The sequence below is a fragment of the Enterobacter sp. WCHEn090032 genome, from assembly GCF_003986875.1.
GTDB classification, from domain to species: domain Bacteria; phylum Pseudomonadota; class Gammaproteobacteria; order Enterobacterales; family Enterobacteriaceae; genus Enterobacter; species Enterobacter sichuanensis.
In genome coordinates, this window is sequence record NZ_RXRN01000035.1 from 41,219 (window position 1) to 48,596 (window position 7,378).

The following is a 7,378-nucleotide window of genomic DNA, read 5'->3' on the forward strand; positions in this document are numbered from 1 at the left end:
GAATTAAAGCGTGTAGTTATCAGACCACTGCTCAAGAATATGTTTGTAAGGCTTAATAAAGTATTCTTCGGTAAACCGGCCCTGTTCAATGGCCAGGCGGCTTCGCTCTTCACGGTCATACACAATTTTGGTTAATGAGTGATCCTGCTGGTTCAGATCCGGTCGATAGCACAGGCCCGCTGCCGAGTTGGCGTTATAGATCTCCGGGCGATAAATTTTCTGGAATGTTTCCATCGTGCTGATGGTGGCGATCAGTTCCAGATCGGTGTAATCATTCAGCAAATCTCCGGTAAAGAAGAATGCGAAAGGCGCCACGCTGTTTTCCGGCATGAAATAGCGCACGTTCAGACCCATCTTCCCGAAGTACTGTTCCGTTAAGGATTCGCCCTCCGGCAGATACTCAATGCCCAGAATGGGGTGCTGGTTGCCCGTGCGGCGATAGGTATCCTTGCTGGAGACGCTCAGGCAGATCACCGGTGCTTTTCTGAAGTTCTCTTTGTATTCAGGTGAATTCACAAAGTGGCGGAAAATATTGCCGTGCAGTTCGCCAAACTTTTCCGGAATAGTGAAGTGTTGCTGGTTCTTGTTGTGTTCCAGCAGCAGGACGCTGAAATCATAATCGCGCACGTAAGACGAGAAGTTATTGCCGACAATTCCTGGAGTACGCAGGTTGCGTTTTTTGTCGATAATATACGTTTGCAATATCTCAATGGCCGGGAACGGTTTTTCCGCGGCGATATTCAGGTCGACAGAGATGATTTCCAGTTCAACCGCGTAGCGATCGGCGTTGGGGTTATCCCAGCGCGCCAGGGCGTTGAAGCGGTTGTTAATCATCACCAGCGTATTGCGCAGGTTTTCCTGACGCTTTTCCCCGCGCGCCAGGTTGGCAAAGTTGGTGGTGGTACGCGTGTTTTCTGACGGGTTGTAATTCTCATCGAAGCAACTGCGCTTAAGGGTATATGTGAAAGCTTTGCTCATTGTGGTTATGCATCCTAAGTTCATGTTGCCAAGAAGTTACCGATGCATAATTTATGCCTGAGCCCGCGGCACAGGGGAAGTGACTTAATTTCAACGCAACATGAGGGAAGTTCATGAAGTGTAATGCTCGAGGTATTGCTGCCTTTCTTGCCGGGTGGCGCTGCGCTTACCCGGCCTACGATTCAGCGTCGTTTGTAGGCCCGTGCAAGCACAGCGCCGCCGGGCGAAGCTGGTGATATGTCTGTGATATGCACTTCTCCGTCGTCGTTAAGCGGCTGTAGGGAGGAGGGATTTTTTATTTCCTTTCAATTCCCGCTATAATCGCCAAAATTTCCAACCGGTTTAGAAACAATCATGACAAAACTCACCTTACAAGAGCAGATGCTGAAAGCAGGCCTGGTCAGCAGCAAGAAAGCGGCGAAAGTGCAGCGCACGGCCAAGAAATCACGCGTTCAGGCGCGTGAGGCCCGGGAAGCGGTCGAAGAGAATAAGAAAGCGCAGATCGAGCGTGACAAGCTGCTGAGCGAGCAGCAGAAGCAGGCCGTGCTGGCGAAAGAGTTTAAGGCGCAGGTGAAGCAACTGATTGAGATGAACCGCATCACCGTGGCGAAAGGCAATATCACCTTTAACTTTACCGATGGGAATGTGATCAAAAAGCTCGAAGTCGATAAGCAGACGCAGACACAGCTGATCAACGGCCGTCTGGCGATTGCCCGCCTGGTCATCAACGCCAGCGGCGACTGTGAATACGCGATTATTCCGGCGGTGGTGGCCGATAAAATTGCCCAGCGCGATGCCGACAGCATTGTGTTAAACAGCGCGCTCAGTCAGGACGAGCAGGACGAAGACGATCCGTACGCGGACTTCAAAATCCCGGACGATTTGATGTGGTAAATCACTCTCAGAACGGGGCGGCGTGGCGGGCGTTAACCGGCGCACCGCTCACGGGATGAATAAAATTCAGAACGCTTGCATGCAGCATAAGCCGCGGTACCGTTTCGGTGCCCGGCACGTTAAGCCCGCCATACAGATCACAGCCCAGAATTGGGTGCCCCAGTTGCTGGCAGTGAATACGCAACTGATGGGTGCGCCCGGTCTCCGGGATCAGCGTCACCCGTGTTAACGGTACGCCCGTATCCTGATAAAAACGTTCCACCACCCGGTAACGGGAGCGTGCCGGTTTTCCGGTTGTAGCGCAGATCGACATTAACGGGAACAGCGCCGGGTCTTTGGCTATGGGTGCGTCTATGACTCCCTCATCGTTTTCCAGATGTCCGCAAAGCAGGGCGCTGTAACCTTTCTCCACGCTGCGCTGGCTAAACTGCTGGCAGAGCGCAGCGTTAATGGCCTTATTGCGCGCAACCACCATCAGCCCGGATGTGCCGAAATCCAGACGATGCACCAGCGTGCAGCCGGGGAAGGTCTGAACCAGACGATAGTGCACAGAATCGCGGTTTTGCGGATTTTTGCCCGAGAGGCTGAGCAGACCGGAAGGCTTATTGATCAGCAGCAGATGTTCATCCTGCCAGAGGATCGCAATGTCGTCGTGACACGGTGGGGCAATAAAAGAATCAATAATCGCAGACATCAGGCCGCCGGGCTGGAGAGTGGGAGCGGATGATAACGAAATGCGGGGGAAAAGAAAAACCCTCCCACCGGGCGGTGAGAGGGGGAAATCTTAGGCGGCAACCAGGCTGTCGATTGCGGCTTTCGCGTCGGTCTGTGCTTTGGTCGCCACTTCAGGACCGTAAGCGATACCTTCAGCGAACACGAAGTTCACGTCAGTGATGCCGATGAAGCCCAGGAACAGGCTCATGTACGGCGCTACCAGGTCGGTTGGGGTATCTTTGTGGATACCGCCACGGCTGGTCAGCACGATAGCGCGTTTACCTTTCACCAGACCTTCAGGGCCATTTTCGGTGTAACGGAAGGTTACGCCAGCGCGAGCCACCAGGTCGAAATAGTTCTTCAGCTGGGTCGGGATGTTGAAGTTGTACATTGGGGCGTTGATCACGATAACGTCGTGCGCCTGCAGCTCAGCAATCAGCTCGTCGGACAGGGCCAGTGCTTCCTGCTGACGTGGGCTCAGCGGCGCATCGCTCGGACGCAGCGCGCCAACCAGCTCGCCATCCAGCACAGGAATCGGGTTTGCAGCCAGGTCACGCACGGTGATTTCGTCAGCGGAATGCTGTTCACGCCACTGTTCAACGAAGTAATCAGACAGCTGACCAGACTGAGAGTACCCTGCCAGAATACTGGATTTCAAAACTAATACTTTGCTCATGGGTGATTCCTGTTGTTGCATTTGATTGAAGGGGGTTGCCCCGTTGCTTATTGACACTCTATTCACAATCCTGCCACAGAGATAGCGCAATATATCGAAGTCTATGTTCGAATTTTTTGAATAAGGCGCGAAAGGCGTCAATGTGGTACTCTATAGCAATCATTAAAAAGAGAGTTTATCAGGGCGTGTACTGCCCTTTAACGCTATGACAGAACAACAAAAATTCACCTTCCCGATGCTCCTGCAACAGCTCGATTCTCTGACGCTGCGCGACAAACAGCGCTTCGCCCGCCGTCTGCACGGCGTGAAGAAGGTTAAAAATCCTGATGCACAACAGGCCATTTACCAGGAGATGGCGAAAGAGATTGAACAGGCGGCAGGGAAAGTTGTGCTGCGCGAAGCCGCGCGTCCGGCGATTACCTACCCGGAAAACCTGCCCGTCAGCCAGAAGAAACAGGACATTCTTGAGGCCGTGCGCGACCACCAGGTGGTGATTGTCGCAGGCGAAACCGGTTCGGGAAAAACCACCCAGCTGCCGAAAATCTGTATGGAGCTTGGCCGCGGGATAAAAGGTCTGATTGGCCACACCCAGCCGCGTCGTCTGGCGGCGCGTACCGTCGCGAATCGTATTGCCGAAGAGCTGCAGACGGAGCCGGGCGGCTGCATCGGCTACAAGGTGCGCTTCAGCGATCATGTCAGCGATAACACCATGGTCAAGCTGATGACCGACGGTATTCTGCTGGCGGAAATTCAGCAGGATCGCCTGCTGATGCAGTACGACACCATCATCATCGATGAAGCGCACGAGCGCAGCCTGAACATCGACTTCCTGCTCGGCTACCTGAAAGAGCTGCTGCCGCGTCGCCCGGATCTGAAAGTCATCATCACCTCCGCAACCATCGACCCGGAACGCTTCTCGAAGCATTTCAACAACGCGCCGATTATCGAGGTGTCAGGACGCACGTATCCCGTGGAGGTGCGCTATCGCCCGATTGTTGAAGAGGCGGATGATACCGAGCGCGATCAGCTGCAGGCCATTTTTGATGCCGTTGACGAGCTGGGTAACGAAAGCGCGGGGGATATCCTGATCTTCATGAGCGGTGAGCGCGAAATCCGCGATACCGCCGACGCCCTCAGCAAGCGCGACCTGCGCCACACGGAGATCCTGCCGCTATACGCGCGTCTGTCGAACAGCGAGCAGAATCGCGTATTCCAGCCGCACAGCGGACGCCGCATCGTCCTGGCAACCAACGTGGCGGAAACCTCGCTCACCGTGCCGGGGATTAAATACGTTATCGATCCGGGTACGGCGCGCATCAGCCGCTACAGCTACCGCACCAAAGTCCAGCGCCTGCCGATTGAGCCCGTCTCCCAGGCGTCTGCCAATCAGCGTAAAGGCCGCTGCGGGCGTGTGTCGGAAGGGATCTGTATTCGCCTCTATTCCGAAGACGATTTCCTGTCGCGCCCGGAGTTTACCGATCCGGAAATTCTGCGCACCAACCTGGCGTCCGTTATCCTGCAGATGACCGCCCTGGGGCTGGGTGATATCGCGGCGTTTCCGTTCGTCGAAGCGCCGGACAAACGCAACATTCAGGACGGCGTACGTCTGCTGGAAGAGCTCGGGGCGATCACCACCGACGAGCAGGCGACGGTCTACAAGCTGACGCCGCTGGGCCGCCAGCTCAGCCAGTTGCCGGTCGACCCGCGCCTGGCGCGTATGGTGCTGGAAGCGCAGAAACACGGCTGCGTGCGCGAGGCGATGATCATTACCTCGGCGCTCTCCATTCAGGATCCGCGCGAGCGTCCGATGGACAAACAGCAGGCCTCTGACGAAAAACACCGCCGCTTCCACGATAAAGAGTCCGATTTCCTCGCCTTTGTGAACCTGTGGAACTATCTCGGCGAGCAGCAGAAAGCACTCTCCTCGAACCAGTTCCGTCGCCAGTGTCGCGTGGATTTCCTCAACTACCTGCGCGTGCGCGAGTGGCAGGATATCTACACCCAGCTTCGCCAGGTGGTGAAAGAGCTGGGCATCCCGGTCAACAGCGAACCGGCGGCGTACCGCGAAATCCATATCGCGCTGCTGACCGGCCTGCTGTCCCACATTGGGATGAAGGACGCCGAGAAGCAGGAGTATACCGGCGCGCGCAACGCCCGTTTCGCCATCTTCCCCGGTTCCGGCCTGTTCAAGAAGCCGCCGAAGTGGACCATGGTCGCGGAGCTGGTGGAAACCAGCCGCCTGTGGGGACGCATTGCCGCGCGTATCGATCCAGAATGGGTTGAGCCGGTGGCGCAGCACTTGCTGAAGCGTTCGTACAGCGAGCCGCACTGGGAGCGCGCGCAGGGGGCGGTGATGGCGACCGAGAAAGTGACCGTTTATGGTCTGCCGGTGGTGGCCGCGCGTAAGGTCAACTACAGCCAGATCGATCCGGCGCTGTGCCGCGAGCTGTTTATCCGCCATGCGCTGGTGGAGGGCGACTGGCAGACGCGTCACGCGTTCTTCCGTGAAAACCTCAAACTGCGCGCCGAAGTGGAAGAGCTGGAGCATAAATCCCGCCGTCGCGACATTCTGGTGGATGATGAAGCGCTGTTCGAGTTTTACGACCAGCGCATCAGCCACGACGTCATCTCCGCCCGCCACTTCGACAGCTGGTGGAAGAAGGCCAGCAAAGAGACGCCGGACCTGCTCAACTTTGAAAAGAGCATGCTGATTAAAGAGGGGGCGGAGTCGGTCAGCAAACTCGACTACCCGAACTTCTGGCACCAGGGCAACCTCAAGCTGCGTCTTACCTATCAGTTTGAGCCGGGGGCAGACGCGGACGGCGTGACCGTCCACATTCCGCTGCCGCTGTTAAACCAGGTGGATGAGAGCGGGTTTGAATGGCAGATCCCTGGCCTGCGTCGCGAGCTGGTGATTGCGCTGATCAAATCCCTGCCAAAACCGGTGCGTCGTAATTTTGTGCCTGCGCCAAACTATGCGGAAGCGTTTTTAGGCCGCGTTACGCCGCTGGAGCTGCCGCTGCTGGATGCGCTGGAGCGTGAGTTCCGCCGCATGACCGGGACCACCATTGACCGCGACGACTGGAACTGGGATCAGGTGCCCGATCACCTGAAAATCAGCTTCCGCGTGGTGGACGACAAAAACAAAAAGCTGCTGGAAGGGCGTTCGCTCGGCGAACTGAAAGAGGCGCTGAAAGGCAAAGTCCAGGAGACGCTCTCTGCGGTGGCGGATGACGGCATTGAGCAGAGCGGGCTGCATATCTGGAGCTTTGGTCAGCTTCCGGAAAGCTACGAGCAGAAGCGCGGTAACTACAAGGTGAAAGCCTGGCCGGCGCTGGTGGACGAGCGCGACAGCGTGGCGATCAAGCTGTTTGATAACCCGCAGGAACAGCAGCAGATGATGTGGCGCGGGCTGCGTCGCCTGCTTCTGCTGAACATCCCGTCGCCGATCAAGTATCTGCACGAGAAGCTGCCGAACAAAGCCAAGCTGGGGCTGTACTTTAACCCGTACGGTAAAGTGCTGGATCTGATTGACGACTGCATCTCCTGCGGCGTGGACAAACTTATCCACGAGGCGGGCGGCCCGGTCTGGACGGAAGAGGGCTTTGCCCAGCTTCATGAAAAGGTGCGTGCGGAGCTGAACGACACCGTGGTGGACATCGCGAAGCAGGTGGAGCAGATCCTCACCACCGTGTTCAACATCAACAAGCGCCTGAAAGGGCGCGTGGATATGACCATGGCGCTGGGGCTGTCGGACGTGAAGGCGCAGATGGCGGGGCTGGTGTATCGCGGGTTTGTTACCGGCAACGGCTTCAACCGTCTCGGCGATACGCTGCGTTATCTGCAGGCGATTGAAAAACGTCTGGAGAAAATGGCCATCGACCCGCATCGCGACCGCGCCCAGATGCTGAAAGTGGAGAGCGTCCAGCAGGCGTGGCAGCAGTGGCTGAATAAGCTGCCGCCTGCGCGCCGTGACGATGAAGACGTTCAGGGGATCCGCTGGATGATTGAGGAGCTGCGCGTCAGCTTCTTTGCCCAGCAGCTCGGTACGCCGTATCCGATTTCGGATAAACGTATTCTGCAGGCGATGGAGCAGATTTCCGCTTAAACCGGTTT

Annotated in this window: 5 protein-coding genes; 2 read left to right on the forward strand and 3 right to left on the reverse strand. The window is 56.6% G+C overall.

Annotation, left to right across the window (positions count from 1 at the left end):
• Positions 1-3 precede the first annotated feature (3 nt).
• On the reverse strand, positions 4-978 hold the full coding sequence (locus tag EKN83_RS21005; protein WP_126801632.1) for a DUF1852 domain-containing protein: 975 nt from the start codon (positions 976-978) through the stop codon (positions 4-6).
• Between the two features lie 354 nt (positions 979-1,332).
• Here EKN83_RS21005 and EKN83_RS21010 point away from each other — a divergent pair, with 354 nt between their 5' ends.
• Positions 1,333-1,872 (forward strand): DUF2058 domain-containing protein, encoded by a 540-nt coding sequence (locus EKN83_RS21010; protein WP_025757909.1) that lies wholly within the window; start codon positions 1,333-1,335, stop codon positions 1,870-1,872.
• 7 nt (positions 1,873-1,879) lie between these two features.
• Here the strand turns inward: EKN83_RS21010 and EKN83_RS21015 are convergent, their stop codons facing one another.
• Together EKN83_RS21015 and azoR are read right to left on the reverse strand one after the other, a co-directional pair.
• Positions 1,880-2,566 (reverse strand): RluA family pseudouridine synthase, encoded by a 687-nt coding sequence (locus EKN83_RS21015; protein WP_126801633.1) that lies wholly within the window; start codon positions 2,564-2,566, stop codon positions 1,880-1,882.
• A 90-nt stretch (positions 2,567-2,656) separates the two neighbouring features.
• Complete coding sequence (azoR, locus tag EKN83_RS21020; protein WP_025757907.1) at positions 2,657-3,262, reverse strand: FMN-dependent NADH-azoreductase; 606 nt, start codon at positions 3,260-3,262, stop codon at positions 2,657-2,659.
• A 205-nt stretch (positions 3,263-3,467) separates the two neighbouring features.
• Here azoR and hrpA point away from each other — a divergent pair, with 205 nt between their 5' ends.
• Positions 3,468-7,370 carry an ATP-dependent RNA helicase HrpA gene (gene hrpA, locus EKN83_RS21025; protein ID WP_126801634.1) on the forward strand — a complete coding sequence of 1,301 codons (3,903 nt, stop codon included), beginning with the start codon at positions 3,468-3,470 and terminating at the stop codon, positions 7,368-7,370.
• Positions 7,371-7,378: the final 8 nt, after the last annotated feature.

Excerpts from the sequence above, each read along its gene's own strand:
- EKN83_RS21005 (WP_126801632.1), bottom strand. The coding sequence starts at position 978 with ATGAGCAAAGCTTTCACATATACCCTTAAGCGCAGTTGCTTCGATGAG.
- EKN83_RS21010 (WP_025757909.1), top strand. The coding sequence starts at position 1,333 with ATGACAAAACTCACCTTACAAGAGCAGATGCTGAAAGCAGGCCTGGTC.
- EKN83_RS21015 (WP_126801633.1), bottom strand. The coding sequence starts at position 2,566 with ATGTCTGCGATTATTGATTCTTTTATTGCCCCACCGTGTCACGACGAC.
- azoR (WP_025757907.1), bottom strand. The coding sequence starts at position 3,262 with ATGAGCAAAGTATTAGTTTTGAAATCCAGTATTCTGGCAGGGTACTCT.
- hrpA (WP_126801634.1), top strand. The coding sequence starts at position 3,468 with ATGACAGAACAACAAAAATTCACCTTCCCGATGCTCCTGCAACAGCTC.